Genomic DNA, 12,254 nt, shown 5'->3' with positions numbered 1-12,254 from the left:
ATAATATAGGTATATTATTACAAATTAGAATTTGTGGAGGTAATTAAAGGTGTATCATACATATGTTATGGGGATAGATGAAAGTATTTTAAATTTGGAACAACATGGATTTTCCATAGAAAATGATGGAGATAATTATAAGGTATCTTTCCCAAAGACTAAAGCAGAATTGTGGGAAGAATTTATTAAAGAACACTTGGAAGTGGAATATTGGAATGAATATTTGGCAGAGGATAAAGTTATATTTTTATTTCACTTAGAAGATGGCTTTAAAAGATATGAAGTTAATTATTATAAAAATGATGAAGTGTTAAGTTTATGCGAGAAATTATGCGATTGCAAGTTTGGATCAATTAAAAAAATGTTATCGGACAATTCATTCTATAAAACAATTATCAAATAGGTAATATTATGACGATGGTTTTATAGGATCATTCTTTTTGGTTATGTAAAAAGGAAACTTTGGACAAAGAGTTCTTTAAACATTCTTATAAATCATAGCTAGTTACGTATCAAAGCTGTTTGTCCAAAGTATTTAGCAATTCACTCTGGGGTCTTATAATAGGCCCTTTTTTCATACTAGCTGCGGGGTTTTGGTATTCCTTGTAAAATGTATAGTATTTTCTAAAATCCTATATCAAATGAAAAGGAATTTTCATCAATATTAATTGTTCTATACCATTTGTGAGTATCACTTGATTTGAATGAAGTTAAATCAAATCCATCTATTCCAAAGCCAACCATTGATATTATAAATCCTATTACAATTAAACCAATACTTATATTAATAATTTTTCTTTTAAAATTTCTAATTAGCATATTTTCACCACTTTCTTATTAAATGATTTAAATATCTTAAAAGTTAATTTCTTTGTAATAATTACAAGTTTTTTAGATAAATATATAGTTATACATCCTAATAAAATAGAAAGCCCTACTGATGAAACCCCTAAGCCTAATTGTACAATACCTACAGTTAACACATCAGCCATCATAAATGGAGATCCTATTATACTAATTAATGCTGCTACAAAAAATGCAATAGAACTTGCTCCTGTTGTAAATGGAATACACCAAATAATAATATATACAGATAAAATAAGTAAAACTAACGCTAATAGTAAGCTCCCCCATAATGGGAATCCTAAAATTAGTAAAATTGCATTTAATATTTTACTGCTAAATGATGGCACCTTAATATCAATACTATCTTGTTCACTCAAAATGTTATCTGCTATACTTTGCGGAGTTCCAATTTTTTTAATAACCTCTTCCTCTGTTAATCCACTTTCCTTATAATCTTCAATTATTTCTTCATAATAAGATATGAATTTATTACATTCATCTTCATTGAGAGATTGTAATAGCCCTCTTAAGGTGTCAATAAATGTTGTTTTAGTCATTTGAATTTTCCCCCTTTATAAAATAGTAAATTTTCATAACCTCTTTCCAATCATCTAAAAATTCTTTTATACGTTCTTTTCCTGTATTTGTTATTTTATAATATTTTCTTAAACGGCTATTATGCTCAACTGAATATGTTTCAACATAATTATTTGCCTCTAAACGCTTTAATATTGGATATAATGTAGATTCCGATATTTCAATACAGCTTGAGATATCTTTAATTATTTGATACCCATATGAATCAGATTTTTGTAAAGCAGATAATACACAGAATTCCAACAAACCCTTTTTTAATTGTATATCCATATCACACCTCCTTATACATTATACTATACATTACATAGTATAATGTGTCAACAATATTTTCCAATATTATAAATCAAGTATTATATTTACTTTTACTCGCTATAACATATCTTTTAACAGTAAATTTATTTTCATAAGATGGTTCATTTTTATAAGCTACACTACCTTCAGATTTTAAGTTATATGTTACGTTATTATTTAATTTAAATTTAATAGTACCATTATTTAGTGTTTTAGATTTGTTTCTATTAAAAGTTAATAAATCACTACGATATATTTCAGTAGTAATTTCACCATCAACATTACAAATGTACGTCACGTACATTTTTACTTGACTCAAGTGATATAAGGTGAGAAGATAATATTGGTTTATTTATTATAAAAAGTAATAAGTGCAATGAAAAAACTTTGTAACTGCCTTAATTTTTAAAGTTAGTTGGTCCTTTTCACATAAAGTGATAATTTTACACTATAAAAAATAAATAGTTATATATAGAGGGGGTGAAATAATGAAGCAAAATTATAAAATTAAAAAAATATTGTCAAATCTAAAAATAGATAAAAAGCAAATAAGTGAACTAGATTTTACAACACTTATGATAGCAGTTGCAATTGTTATTTTTGGAGTACTTAACATTTATTCAGCTACATACAATAAAACTTTAGATGGTGTGCTTATCGGTTTTAGATACTCAAAATTACAACTAATGTGGCTTGTAATAGGGCTAATTGTAGTATATTGTATCCTAACTATCGATTATTCGTTCTTTAAAAACTATGCATATGTGATTTATGGAGCGTCTATTATATTATTATTGATAAATAAATTTATAGGTACAGAGAGTAAAGGGGCGCAATCATGGATAAAGATAGGCTCTTTTGCAATACAGCCTTCAGAATTTGCAAAATTAGCTATAATAATTATCGTTGCAAAGAAAATAGAAGATATGGGTGGAAAAATAGATTCATTTAAAAAACTATTAACTATCTTTATTTATGCTATTATTCCCACATCTTTAGTTATAATACAGCCAGATATGGGGATGGGTATGGTAATTTTCTTTACAGTGCTAGCGATGGTAGTAGTAGGTAAACTTGATTGGAAGATTATTGGTGGTGGATTTTTAATTTTATTTATTACTATTGCTGCCGTTTGGAATAGTGGATTAATTCAAGATTATCAGAAAAAGCGTATTATAACAGTATTTAATCCATCAGAAGATTCTTTGGGAAATGGATATCATGTAATTCAAGCAAAGATAGCTATTGGTTCTGGGGGGCTAACAGGAAATGGATATTTAAATGGAACTCAAACTAAAGGAGGATTTATTCCAGAAGCATGGACTGATTTTATTTTTTCAGTAGTAGGAGACGATTGGGGTCTTATTGGAACTGTGGGACTTTTAACTCTTTATGGAGTAATGCTATTTAGAATGATTAATATAGCTAGAGACTCAAAAGATGTTTTTGGATCTATTATGGTATCTGGAGTAACTGGATCGATGATATTTTCAATTTTAGAGAATATGGGTATGAATATTGGACTTATGCCCATAACGGGAATAACACTACCTTTTATGAGTTATGGAGGTAGTTCTATGCTTGTATATTTTATGAGTTTAGCACTTGTTTTAAATGTTGGTATGAGACATAAAAAAATTAATTTTTAGTTAAAACAACAATATGGTACCTGTTTCAACATCTATTGTATTTTATAAATATTGAAGAATCTCCACTTCTACTATCATAACTTGAAGTTATCTCACCCCAACTAAAAGTATAATTAATACGCTTTGATTCTAAACCTTCACCAATACTAATTACTGATGGAAGTTGATTTATATTATCTTCGAGCCATTGTTTTTGTATCTCTAAGTCATGACGAACATTTTCTATAGACCAATTTTCCCAACCTATAACACCTTGAAAATTACGTAAAGCTATTGATGAAATTCTATTATCTCTAAATTTAAGATACACATCATTAAGTTTAAAATTTATTTTTTTTAAGGTACAGATCATATTGGCATCTTTTCTTATTAATTCTTCAACATATTCATTATTTATAGAATCAAGAAAACTTTGAATTGTTGTATCTTTATTTATTATTATTGTATTAGAAATATTAAGTTCCCCATCTAATTCATTAAATGTTATATTTGTCAATTCCATATATATGATTCCTTTCAAACTAATCAATCTTTAATATTTTTTTACTATGTTATATTTATATTCTGGTTTAGGCGCTATATTTGTTAATTCATATTTATTAACTTCTTTTAATACAGGTGTAAAAATATTATACCATTTTTCATTTGTGGGGTTATCTACTTTTTTCCATCAATTTATATGTAGGTGATATCTTAAATCTAAAAAAGCCACTAACAGTTTTCGTTAGTGGTTTCTTTGGTGATGTGATAAAAATAATTGTTCTTTTTAAAGGAGTTTATCTATGATTATATCCATAATATTAATTTTTATTCAAGTCCTACTGTAGTACTTCTTCTCTCCATTAATATAACATTATGCCATATACCATTAGACATTTTAGCTACTTTTTCTCTTGTACCAATTATTCTAAAACCGCATTTTTTATGAAGGTTTATACTAGCAAGATTTTCTTCGATGATACCTGATTGTAATGTCCAAAAACCATTTTTTTCAGATTCAATTATTAATTGATTTAATAATTTTTCACCAATGCCTTGACCTCTATACTTTTCAGAAATATAAATACTAACTTCGGCTACGCCAGAGTATACACATCTATTTGATACTTTAGTTAAAGCAGCCCAACCTAATATTTCATTGTTAAATATTGCCACTAATCTATCTTCTTTTAGATGACTATTGTCCCACTCTGTCCAAGATGGAACAGCATTTTGGAATGTTGCTTTATTAGTTAAAATTCCTTCTTTATAAATTTTAGCTACACTTTCCCAATGCTCTTTTTCCATTTTTTCAATTGTATAATTCATACTTCACACTTCCTATATGTAAGATTTAATTTTTCTCATACTGGTTTGATTTTCTTAAATTTCAGATACTTCTGATTACATCATATCATTTTAAGGCAAAATTAACAAATATTATAATGGGGATTTGAGGTTATGAAGATATTACTTGTTGACTATATATAGATATTCATCTATATTATATATAGATGAATATCTATATATGAGGGAGAGATTTATGGAAAGTATATATGACCAAAATTCAAAGATATTAAAGGCATTAAGTGATGCTAATAGGCTTAAGATACTTGATATATTGTCTTGTGGTGAAAAATGCGCATGTAAAATATTAGAAGATTTTAATTTTACTCAGCCTACTTTATCTCATCATATGAAGGTTTTAATGGACTGTGGTTTGGTAGAGTGTAGAAGAGAAGGTATATGGAATCACTATAAGTTAAATAAAAATAATACGGAGAAATTAATATCATTTTTAACTAATATACTAAATGAAACAGAGCAATGTATATGTAATGAAAGAGGAGGAAAATAAAGTTATGAATAAACCAAAGGTGGCATTTGTATGTGTTCACAATTCCTGTAGATCACAAATGGCTGAAGCATTAGGAAAACTATATGGTGGAGAGGTTTTTGAAAGTTACTCTGCAGGAACAGAAACAAAACCTAAAATAAACCAAGACGCAGTAAGAATAATTAAAAAACTATATAATATTGATATGAATGAAACTCAAAAATCAAAGTTGTTAAGTGATATTCCAGCTGTAGATATAGTTATAAAAATGGGATGTAATGTTGTATGTCCATCGTTACCGGCAAGTCATATTGAAGATTGGGGACTTGAAGATCCAACTGGAAAAGAAGATAAGGCTTTTATAGATACAGCAATAATGATAGAGTGTAAAGTTAAGGAATTAGTAGATAGAATAAAAAATAATAATTTATAATCGTAATGTAATATACATGGAGATACTATGAAAAAGTTTGATTTAACAAAGGGTAACGTAACAAAAGTAATACTTTCTTTAGCAATACCTATAATGGGAAGCTCATTATTACAATTTTCATATAACTTAGTAGATATGCTTTGTGTAGGTTCTCTTGGAAGCAATGCTGTTGCCAGCATTGGTTCTTCAAGCTTCTTTATTGGATTAGGATATTCAATTAATGCATTAGTTGTCATTGGAACTGGAATAAAAGTAGCTCATTCTATAGGAAGCAAAAACGATTTAGATATTAAGAAGTACATCAATTCTGGCATTTTACTTAATTTAATTATAGGGTTAATTTATTGTAGTATATTAATATTTGCCGGTAAGGTTCTAATTGGATTTTTAAAATTAAATAATCCAGATGTTGAGATAAAAGCATATTGGTATTTAGTTATAAATGGTCCTAATATGGTATTTATATTTTTTAATACTTTGTATACTAGAATATTAAATAGCTATGGAAGTAATAAAAGTGCATTAAAAATTAATGCTATTGGTATTGTTATTAATATAATTTTAAATCCGATTTTTATATATGGACTTAAGTTAGGAGTAATTGGATCAGCTATCGCTACATTAATATCAAATATAGTATTATTTTTTATATTTAGATATAAAGGAAATGATATTTTTAGATATGATTTTAATATTAGTATTGATTTAGATAAGATTAAAGAAATAATAGTATTAGGTTTTCCAATGGCATTTCAAAGAGTTTTATTTACATTGGTAAATATAATATTAGCTAGAATTATTGCCATATTTGGATCAGATGCTATTGCAGCACAGAAAATAGGTTTACAAATAGAGTCAATTACATTTATGATTATAGGCGGATTAAATGGCGCAGTAGCTAGTTTTTCAGGTCAAAATTTTGGAGCTAAAAATCTTGATAGAGTATTAAAAGGGTACAAAAGCTCGATTATAATTGCAGTTATATATTCTATGATTACAACAATGTTATTTATTTTTTTCCCTGAATTCTTATCAAAAATATTTATAAGGGATATTAACACTATAAAACTATCTAGTGAATATCTTAGGATAATTGCAATATCACAAGTTTTTAGTGCAGTAGAAATGGTATCTAATGGATTATTTACAGGTGTGGGAGAGCCTAAGATACCTGCTTATATTAGCATAATATTTACTACTCTTAGAATTCCAATGGCATTACTATTTGTAAACTTTATAGGTGTGTCAGGAATTTGGTTAAGTATATCATTATCAAGTGTTTTTAAAGGGATAGCGGCTTATATTTTATACTTAGTGAAATTTTAATATATAGGATAGCTTTGTGTTTCACATAGCTATCCTTATTTTATATAATAAAAATCATAATTGAGGAAAACCATAGTAGTATTAAAGAAATTATGCATCTAATAGTCTGTTTAGATGTGGATTTTTTATCTCGGACATCTTCTAATAAAAATATAAAGTTGATAAAGAAGAAAGATATGGAGAATATCCCAAGTAAAATAGCAAACATTATAAAAATCATAAAAATTAAACCTTTCATAGTATAAGATTCTTCAAGTGTTATAGTAAATTATACCATAAAAGGCATTTTTATAGTGCAATTAATATAATGTATTCAAAAAATTGTAATAGAGAGAGATTATATGAAAAGGATTTTTTTAGATTGGATTATACCAATATTATCGGCAATTCTTCTATCTGTTATTATAAAGAAATATGTATTTACCGTTGCTTCAGTACCAACGCCGTCTATGAGACCAACGATATTAGAAGGTGATAGGTTAATTGTAACAAGAGTATATAATCCTGAAAAATTACAAACGGGAGATGTAGTAGTTTTTTATTTTAAAGAGGAGGATGAAAAATTTGTCAAGAGGCTTATAGGAAAGCCTGGTGATACAGTAGAAATATTTGAAGATGGTAGTGTTAAGGTTAATGGAAAGCAGTTAGATGATTCTTATGTATATGAAAGAGAAAATGTAAGTGATGTATATCAAAAGTATGAAGTACAAGAAGATTCATATTTTTTCCTTGGTGACAATAGGAATAATTCTAAAGATTCTAGAAAGTGGGTAACTAGTCCTTATATAAAAGAAAAAGATATAGAAGGAAAAGCTCAATTTACGATTTTTCCTTTCAATAGAGTAGGAAAATTAAAGTCCTATGGATATTTAAATTAAAAATGAGGATGTTGCAATAATAAAAGTATTATATTACTAGGTGGCTAAATGAAAATTTGTATGTCAGGTCACAGGTTGCATGGCACAAGGCACATGTTTGGAGGAAATTCCTGCGGAATTTCTGAGATTATAAGTATTGTGTTATTAGTTTATTACATAGGCTTGTTTTATAATTAGAGTTGGGAGTATAGCACAGTCTTACATGGAGCTAATGAAAGTTGCACTTTCATGTAGCTTTGAGTATATTTGCATAGGATTAATATATACAGTTAAGTGCATATTAGTATCTGTTCTAGTTAAGTAGTGGTGATCTGTTACATGTGCCTTATAAATCTAAATTTATTATATAATAACCCAATTTTAATTTTATCTATTTTTTTAACTCTTCCATTGTAAAAAGTGCATTTAATTGTAGTCCAACCTCAGAAAGTCTTTTTCTACCTTCAGGATTTCTTTCTATAACGCAAAGCACAGAACCTAATTTTGCATTACAACTTTTCAAATCTTCTGCACTTAGTAATATTTGTCCACCAGTGGTAACTACATCTTCAATAATACAAATATTTAAATTACCCCTTTACACACGAACAAATGTTCTTGTAATATATATGTATAAGTATATTTCTAAAGGATGATTTATATGGAAAAGATTATATTTCACATAGATGTTAATTCAGCATATTTGTCATGGACAGCAGTCTATCAAAGACAATATGGAGAAAATGATATTGATATAAGAATGATACCATCGATAATTGGGGGAAACACAGAGGATCGCCATGGCATTGTATTGGCTAAATCTATTCCTGCTAAAGAGTACAACATACAAACCGGGGAAACTATTTTATCGGCTCTTACAAAATGTCCAGAGATTAAGATATTTTCTCCTAACTACGATTTATTTATGAAATGTAGTAATGCAATGTACCAATTATTATGCCAGTATTCTCCACTTATACAACGTTATTCTGTTGATGAAGTTTTTATGGATATGAGTCATTTTAACTATAACTATATGGAAAAGGCTGTTGAGATAAAGGATAGAATTGAAAAAGAATTGGGTTTTACAGTAAATATAGGAATAAGTACAAATAAGTTATTAGCAAAAATGGCTAGTGATTTTAAAGAGAAAAATTCAATACATACATTATTTACAGAGGAAATACCAAAGAAGCTATGGCCATTAGCGGTGGGAGATCTTTTTATGGTGGGAAGAGCTACAGAGAGCAAACTATTGCAGCTTAATATTAGAACTATAGGGGAATTGGCAAGGTGTGATGTAGGCATTTTAAAATGTAAGCTAAAAAGTCATGGAATATTAATACATAATTATGCTAATGGCATAGACAATTCAGAAGTTAGAAATAAAAATTACATAGAAGTTAAAGGAATAGGAAACTCCATTACAATATCTCATGATGTAAATGACAGAGAAGAAGCACTAAAAATATTATTATCTCTTATTGAAACAGCAGCAATGCGGCTTAGAAATAATGCTTCAATGTGTAGTGTCATAGTAGTATCAATAAAAAACAGTGATTTTTGTAGGTATTCACATCAGAAAACATTAGAAAATATAACAGATTCAACAGAAATTATTTTTAGAGAAGCAACGAAAGTTTTTGATGAAACTTGGAGAGGAGAAAGTATTCGTCAAATTGGTATTAGGTTAACTAACCTTTGTGATAATGAATTTTATCAAAGGACATTTTTTGATGATACAAAGGTAGATAAGTTAAGAGCTATAGATAAAGTAGTTGATGATATAAGAAATAAATACGGTAATACAGCTATAATACGTTCAACATTTATAAATTCAGATGTAAAACCTTTAAATGGTGGAGTGGGAGAAGAAGATTACCCGATGATGGGAAGCATACTATAAGGAGTGACAAAAAATGAATAAAATATCTAAAACAGTGGAAATGGTAGCTTGGTTTGATGATAAAGGTAAAATTAATCCTGTAAAATTTAGAGTTGAAGAGGAAGAAGATACAAGAGTTATAAAAATAAATAAAGTTTTAAATAGGGAATATGAGACATTAGCGGGAAATCCAATGTGGAGGTTTACCTGTAGTAGTATTATTGATGGGATAGAAAGTAACTATAATCTAAAATATGATCTTATAAATTGTAAGTGGTTGTTGTTTTTATAAGCTGTTCTCAAAGTATAAATAAAAAGTAGACGATTTTATAAATCTCAAGGTATTAAAAGGGATCCTTGATCAAAGAAATATTGAAAATAATTCCAAAATAATTTATAATTTTACATAAAGTGATATGTAATGTAGATTAGGAGGAAAAATGACTAAGCTTGTGATAAATACTCTAAAAGTAATCGCTGTGGTAGTATCAGTATCTTGTATTACTCATTCGTTATATTTACATATGGCACAAGATGAAGATAAGAAATTAGTAACTAAAAAGTCGGAAGTTATAGAAGAGAAAATTCCCGAAGAAGTGGTAGAGAAAACCGAGGAAGTAGTTGTTGAAGAAGAAACGAGGGCAATGAGTGATATTTCGAAAATTGAGGTGATAGAAGAGGATTTTGATACTAAGGTAGAAAGATTAATATTTGAAAAGATTAATGAGGAACGAAGGAAAATAGGAATTCAAGAGTACAGTAATAATCCAACTATGGCAAAGTATGCAAAGGAAAAATCGAAAGATATGGGGGATAACGGGTATTTTGATCATAAAGATTTGTCTGGAAATTTGATTACAGTTAAGATGAGAGAAGAAGGCATAACATATACAGCATGGGCAGAAAATATTGCATGGAGAACTGCTGAAGAAAATGCAGAAGTAGTTGCTGAAGAATTTGTGAAAAGTTGGATGAATTCAACAGGTCATAAAGAAAATATATTATCTACCAAGTATATTAGTACTGGTATTGGTGTATATAAAAATGGATCCAAAATATATGCCACTGAAGAATTTTACAAGTAGTTATTTTTAGATATCAGTAGATACAATATTGAAGATATAGAAATATCTTTTGAGGAAAAGATGAGAAAGAAAAAGTAGCTAAGGACTAAAATATAGTCATAGCTACTTAATAACATTATCTTTTCTTTCCAAAATGAAGAATTGCTATCATACCTGGACCTGTATGGGCTCCGATAATAGGATTTAGCATAAGTATAGTTATTTTACATTTTGGATTTTTTTCTAGAATTGCTTTTTCAAGCTTTTTTGCATTATCAATGCAATCGGCATGAGTTATATAAACTCTTTCTTCTCCACCTTCACTAGCCATTTCATATAAGTTTACAAGTTCCTTTAATGCTGCTTTGATTCCTCTTTTTTTAGCAATAGGTACTAATTTACCTTCATCATTTATCTTTAATATTGGTTTGATATTAAGGGTTGTACCTACTATAGCAGTTGTTGCTGATATACGGCCACCACGTCTTAAGTACATTAAATCTTCTACCATAAACCAATGGCATATATTATGTTTGATTTCATCAAGGCATGCTGCATTATCTTCAATAGTCATTCCATTTTTTTTATTTTCTATAGCTCTTTCTACTAAAAGACTCATTCCACCTGTTCCAGCTAATGAATCTATAGGAATTATTTTTATATCAGGATATTTATCCATTAATTCATTAGCGGCAAGTACAGCTGATTGATAAGTACTTGATAGCCCGCTAGACAAAGAAATGTAAATTATAGATATTCCTTCTTTAACTATCGGTTCCCAAATATCACTATATATTTGAGGGGCGATTTGAGTCGTTTTTGTCACAGCACCATTTTTTTGAGCAAGATAAAAATCTTTAAGAATATTTTCATCGTATATTCCTGTATATAACTTATCTTCAGAATTTATCATATATTTCATTGGGATAAAATGAACATCATTTTCTTTTATAAACGTGGCTTCGATATCTGATGAAACATAAGTAAAAATCGCATATTTATCTTTCATATTAACACCTCATATTTTAATCTAATGTCACTTCCTTTATATTGAAATTATATGGGATAAAGAATCAAATTTCAATTTAAAATTCATAAAATGTTAAAAAACTAACTATAAAATGTTTAAGAATTGTACATGTGGTAATAATTATAAATAAGTTGTATAAAGATTTTAAAATTCAGGGAGGAAATTATGAGAAAAGAGATAAAAGATCAGGTATTTGATACTGAAAAAGATATTATGATATATCAATGGTGGAAAGATAAAGAGTTAACTTCAGATTATAACTTCGAAATATTATACAAAAATCAGCGAGGAGTGTATTATATTTTCGAAGGTGGCGGACCGCGTACAATATTTGGGGAAAATATAAATGATATAGTAACAGTAGGTAGCTCAAGGATTAAGATTATTAGTGAAATAGAAGCAGAGGTTTGGTGCCTTGAAAAAATATTGCCATATGATCTTTTAGAAATGGAGGTATAAG

General features: G+C 28.1%; 18 protein-coding genes. 10 read left to right on the top strand and 8 right to left on the bottom strand.

The window, feature by feature from the left end:
• Window positions 1-49 precede the first annotated feature (49 nt).
• Entirely contained in the window at window positions 50-403 is a 354-nt protein-coding gene (locus KQI30_RS08230; RefSeq protein WP_216462827.1) for a hypothetical protein, read from the top strand.
• Window positions 404-624: 221 nt separating this feature from the next.
• On the opposite strand, the gene KQI30_RS08225 is transcribed toward KQI30_RS08230, so the two are convergent.
• The 4 genes from KQI30_RS08225 to KQI30_RS08210 all read right to left on the bottom strand — a co-directional run bounded on the left by KQI30_RS08225 (window position 625) and on the right by KQI30_RS08210 (window position 2,038).
• Window positions 625-819: a hypothetical protein gene (locus KQI30_RS08225; protein ID WP_216462826.1), complete on the bottom strand. Its 195-nt coding sequence runs from the start codon at window positions 817-819 to the stop codon at window positions 625-627.
• Window positions 813-1,403 carry a DUF1700 domain-containing protein gene (locus KQI30_RS08220; protein ID WP_216462825.1) on the bottom strand — a complete coding sequence of 197 codons (591 nt, stop codon included), beginning with the start codon at window positions 1,401-1,403 and terminating at the stop codon, window positions 813-815. Before KQI30_RS08220 ends, KQI30_RS08225 begins: the two co-directional genes overlap by 7 nt.
• The gene (locus KQI30_RS08215; RefSeq protein WP_216462824.1) at window positions 1,396-1,713 is read right to left on the bottom strand and encodes a PadR family transcriptional regulator; all 318 of its coding nucleotides are present in this window, start codon (window positions 1,711-1,713) and stop codon (window positions 1,396-1,398) included. Before KQI30_RS08215 ends, KQI30_RS08220 begins: the two co-directional genes overlap by 8 nt.
• A 73-nt stretch (window positions 1,714-1,786) precedes the next feature.
• Window positions 1,787-2,038 (bottom strand): hypothetical protein, encoded by a 252-nt coding sequence (locus tag KQI30_RS08210; protein ID WP_216462823.1) that lies wholly within the window; start codon window positions 2,036-2,038, stop codon window positions 1,787-1,789.
• Between the two features lie 211 nt (window positions 2,039-2,249).
• Between KQI30_RS08210 and rodA the strand changes: the two genes are divergently transcribed.
• The gene (gene rodA / locus KQI30_RS08205) at window positions 2,250-3,383 is read left to right on the top strand and encodes a rod shape-determining protein RodA (RefSeq protein WP_437177723.1); all 1,134 of its coding nucleotides are present in this window, start codon (window positions 2,250-2,252) and stop codon (window positions 3,381-3,383) included.
• Window positions 3,384-3,408: 25 nt separating this feature from the next.
• On the opposite strand, the gene KQI30_RS08200 is transcribed toward rodA, so the two are convergent.
• Complete coding sequence (locus tag KQI30_RS08200) at window positions 3,409-3,885, bottom strand: hypothetical protein (protein WP_216462821.1); 477 nt, start codon at window positions 3,883-3,885, stop codon at window positions 3,409-3,411.
• Window positions 3,886-4,190: 305 nt separating this feature from the next.
• Entirely contained in the window at window positions 4,191-4,691 is a 501-nt protein-coding gene (locus tag KQI30_RS08195; RefSeq protein ID WP_216462820.1) for a GNAT family N-acetyltransferase, read from the bottom strand.
• 214 nt (window positions 4,692-4,905) lie between these two features.
• On the opposite strand from KQI30_RS08195, the gene KQI30_RS08190 reads away from it, so the two are divergent.
• The 4 genes from KQI30_RS08190 (at window position 4,906) to lepB (ending at window position 7,836) form a co-directional block, all read left to right on the top strand.
• On the top strand, window positions 4,906-5,220 hold the full coding sequence (locus tag KQI30_RS08190) for an ArsR/SmtB family transcription factor (protein WP_216462819.1): 315 nt from the start codon (window positions 4,906-4,908) through the stop codon (window positions 5,218-5,220).
• A gap of 4 nt (window positions 5,221-5,224) precedes the next feature.
• Window positions 5,225-5,632 (top strand): arsenate reductase ArsC, encoded by a 408-nt coding sequence (locus KQI30_RS08185; protein ID WP_216462818.1) that lies wholly within the window; start codon window positions 5,225-5,227, stop codon window positions 5,630-5,632.
• Window positions 5,633-5,659: 27 nt separating this feature from the next.
• The gene (locus KQI30_RS08180; RefSeq protein ID WP_216462817.1) at window positions 5,660-6,958 is read left to right on the top strand and encodes an MATE family efflux transporter; all 1,299 of its coding nucleotides are present in this window, start codon (window positions 5,660-5,662) and stop codon (window positions 6,956-6,958) included.
• Window positions 6,959-7,299: 341 nt separating this feature from the next.
• On the top strand, window positions 7,300-7,836 hold the full coding sequence (gene lepB, locus KQI30_RS08175; protein ID WP_216462816.1) for a signal peptidase I: 537 nt from the start codon (window positions 7,300-7,302) through the stop codon (window positions 7,834-7,836).
• Window positions 7,837-8,206: 370 nt separating this feature from the next.
• On the opposite strand, the gene KQI30_RS17340 is transcribed toward lepB, so the two are convergent.
• A complete protein-coding gene (locus KQI30_RS17340) occupies window positions 8,207-8,338 on the bottom strand; it encodes a hypothetical protein (RefSeq protein ID WP_301281815.1) in 132 nt (43 codons plus the stop codon).
• 129 nt (window positions 8,339-8,467) lie between these two features.
• Here KQI30_RS17340 and KQI30_RS08170 point away from each other — a divergent pair, with 129 nt between their 5' ends.
• From KQI30_RS08170 to KQI30_RS08160, 3 genes are all read left to right on the top strand, one after another.
• Window positions 8,468-9,721, top strand: a complete 1,254-nt coding sequence (locus KQI30_RS08170) for a Y-family DNA polymerase (RefSeq protein WP_216462815.1) — start codon at window positions 8,468-8,470, stop codon at window positions 9,719-9,721.
• Window positions 9,722-9,734: 13 nt separating this feature from the next.
• Window positions 9,735-9,992, top strand: a complete 258-nt coding sequence (locus KQI30_RS08165; RefSeq protein ID WP_216462814.1) for a hypothetical protein — start codon at window positions 9,735-9,737, stop codon at window positions 9,990-9,992.
• 148 nt (window positions 9,993-10,140) lie between these two features.
• Window positions 10,141-10,785, top strand: coding sequence for a CAP domain-containing protein (locus tag KQI30_RS08160; RefSeq protein WP_216462813.1), 645 nt, complete (start codon window positions 10,141-10,143; stop codon window positions 10,783-10,785).
• A 115-nt stretch (window positions 10,786-10,900) separates the two neighbouring features.
• Here the strand turns inward: KQI30_RS08160 and KQI30_RS08155 are convergent, their stop codons facing one another.
• Window positions 10,901-11,773, bottom strand: a complete 873-nt coding sequence (locus tag KQI30_RS08155) for a DegV family protein (RefSeq protein WP_216462812.1) — start codon at window positions 11,771-11,773, stop codon at window positions 10,901-10,903.
• Between the two features lie 186 nt (window positions 11,774-11,959).
• On the opposite strand from KQI30_RS08155, the gene KQI30_RS08150 reads away from it, so the two are divergent.
• The gene (locus KQI30_RS08150; RefSeq protein WP_216462811.1) at window positions 11,960-12,253 is read left to right on the top strand and encodes a hypothetical protein; all 294 of its coding nucleotides are present in this window, start codon (window positions 11,960-11,962) and stop codon (window positions 12,251-12,253) included.
• The last annotated feature ends 1 nt before the right edge of the window (window position 12,254 follow it).

Source organism: Clostridium bornimense (assembly GCF_018917145.1).
Lineage (GTDB): Bacteria > Bacillota > Clostridia > Clostridiales > Clostridiaceae > Clostridium_AN > Clostridium_AN bornimense_A.
Note: the sequence above shows the minus strand (reverse complement) of the source record. Positions and strands in the feature narration are given on the sequence as shown.

What these genes read in the sequence shown, in the direction of transcription:
- KQI30_RS08225 (WP_216462826.1), bottom strand. Translation starts at nt 819, where the DNA reads ATGCTAATTAGAAATTTTAAAAGAAAAATTATTAATATAAGTATTGGT.
- KQI30_RS08220 (WP_216462825.1), bottom strand. Translation starts at nt 1,403, where the DNA reads ATGACTAAAACAACATTTATTGACACCTTAAGAGGGCTATTACAATCT.
- KQI30_RS08215 (WP_216462824.1), bottom strand. Translation starts at nt 1,713, where the DNA reads ATGGATATACAATTAAAAAAGGGTTTGTTGGAATTCTGTGTATTATCT.
- KQI30_RS08210 (WP_216462823.1), bottom strand. Translation starts at nt 2,038, where the DNA reads ATGTACGTGACGTACATTTGTAATGTTGATGGTGAAATTACTACTGAA.
- KQI30_RS08200 (WP_216462821.1), bottom strand. Translation starts at nt 3,885, where the DNA reads ATGGAATTGACAAATATAACATTTAATGAATTAGATGGGGAACTTAAT.
- KQI30_RS08195 (WP_216462820.1), bottom strand. Translation starts at nt 4,691, where the DNA reads ATGAATTATACAATTGAAAAAATGGAAAAAGAGCATTGGGAAAGTGTA.
- KQI30_RS08190 (WP_216462819.1), top strand. Translation starts at nt 4,906, where the DNA reads ATGGAAAGTATATATGACCAAAATTCAAAGATATTAAAGGCATTAAGT.
- KQI30_RS08185 (WP_216462818.1), top strand. Translation starts at nt 5,225, where the DNA reads ATGAATAAACCAAAGGTGGCATTTGTATGTGTTCACAATTCCTGTAGA.
- KQI30_RS08180 (WP_216462817.1), top strand. Translation starts at nt 5,660, where the DNA reads ATGAAAAAGTTTGATTTAACAAAGGGTAACGTAACAAAAGTAATACTT.
- lepB (WP_216462816.1), top strand. Translation starts at nt 7,300, where the DNA reads ATGAAAAGGATTTTTTTAGATTGGATTATACCAATATTATCGGCAATT.
- KQI30_RS08170 (WP_216462815.1), top strand. Translation starts at nt 8,468, where the DNA reads ATGATTTATATGGAAAAGATTATATTTCACATAGATGTTAATTCAGCA.
- KQI30_RS08165 (WP_216462814.1), top strand. Translation starts at nt 9,735, where the DNA reads ATGAATAAAATATCTAAAACAGTGGAAATGGTAGCTTGGTTTGATGAT.
- KQI30_RS08160 (WP_216462813.1), top strand. Translation starts at nt 10,141, where the DNA reads ATGACTAAGCTTGTGATAAATACTCTAAAAGTAATCGCTGTGGTAGTA.
- KQI30_RS08155 (WP_216462812.1), bottom strand. Translation starts at nt 11,773, where the DNA reads ATGAAAGATAAATATGCGATTTTTACTTATGTTTCATCAGATATCGAA.
- KQI30_RS08150 (WP_216462811.1), top strand. Translation starts at nt 11,960, where the DNA reads ATGAGAAAAGAGATAAAAGATCAGGTATTTGATACTGAAAAAGATATT.